The following is a 1,027-nucleotide window of genomic DNA, read 5'->3' as shown; positions in this document are numbered from 1 at the left end:
CGGGACGACCGGACAGCAGCCCGGGACGGCAGGTCAGCAGCCCGGAGCCGGGCAGCAGCCGGGCACGGGCCAGGCGCCCGGCGGCACCGCGAGGGGCCCCCGTGGGGGCGCCATGGGCGGCATGGACGGGGGCATGGGCGGCGGCATGGGTGGCCTGCTCGGCGGTACGAAGGTCAGCTCCCAGGTGAAGGCCGCGCTCCTCAAGAACGCGGGTGACTACACCTGGGCGGCAGCGGCGATCGGCTCCCAGAACGCCGCCGGCTACCAACTCGCCACCGAGCGGCCCGTCATGGCGATCGGCGGATTCAACGGCAGCGACCCGTCCCCGACCCTCGCGCAGTTCAAGCAGTACGTGTCCGACGGCAAGGTGCACTACTTCCTGGCCGGCACGAGCGGCGCGAGCGGCGCGAGCGGCGGCGGGGAGAACGCGGGCGGCGGTCCCGGGGGCGCCGCCAGCTCAGCCATCACCACCTGGGTCGCCGCGACCTTCCACGAAGTCACCGTCGACGGCACCACCTTGTACGACCTCACGCAGCGGCAGTAGCTGACAGCACGTCACCGAGGACGCCGGTCCGTCGCGGACCGGCGTCCTTGCTGTTGAGCCGCGCTGAGCGGGCACTATCACTGACAGGAGCGGCATAGCATCTCAGCAGCGGACGTCCGGATTCCGGCGGCGCCCGTCCGGCAGACAGGAACCGAGGAGGCTCATCCATGGTGTCGGAAGCCGATCGCACCGAGCGGGCCCCCCGGACCAGCGTCTGGCTGGAGGGGAAGCAGCACGGCCGCCGCGGTGGCGGCGGCGGACGCAAGGCCGAGGGCGCCGAGCAGTCCACCGGGCTCGACCGCGACCGGATCACCGCCGTGTCCGTACGGCTGCTCGACGCCGAAGGCCCGGCCAAGTTCTCCATGCGCCGGCTCGCCGCGGAGCTCGGCGTGACGGCCATGTCCCTCTACTGGTACGTGGATACGAAGGACGACCTCATGGAGCTGGCCCTCGACGCCGTCTTCGGCGAGGTCGAAGTCCCGA

General features: G+C 72.3%; 1 protein-coding gene and 1 pseudogene. Both read left to right on the top strand.

Annotated elements, in window-relative coordinates; genetic code table 11:
• Positions 1 to 544 (top strand): annotated as a pseudogene (locus tag HY68_RS09920) (glycosyl transferase); the annotation flags it as partial.
• Positions 545 to 711: 167 nt separating this feature from the next.
• Positions 712 to 1,027: helix-turn-helix domain-containing protein (locus tag HY68_RS44980; protein ID WP_241778522.1), on the top strand; the 316-nt coding region annotated here is incomplete at its 3' end.

The organism is Streptomyces sp. AcH 505, from assembly GCF_000818175.1.
Lineage (GTDB): Bacteria > Actinomycetota > Actinomycetes > Streptomycetales > Streptomycetaceae > Streptomyces.
The sequence above is the reverse complement of the archived record's forward strand: the minus strand, read 5'-3'. Positions and strand labels throughout refer to the sequence as shown.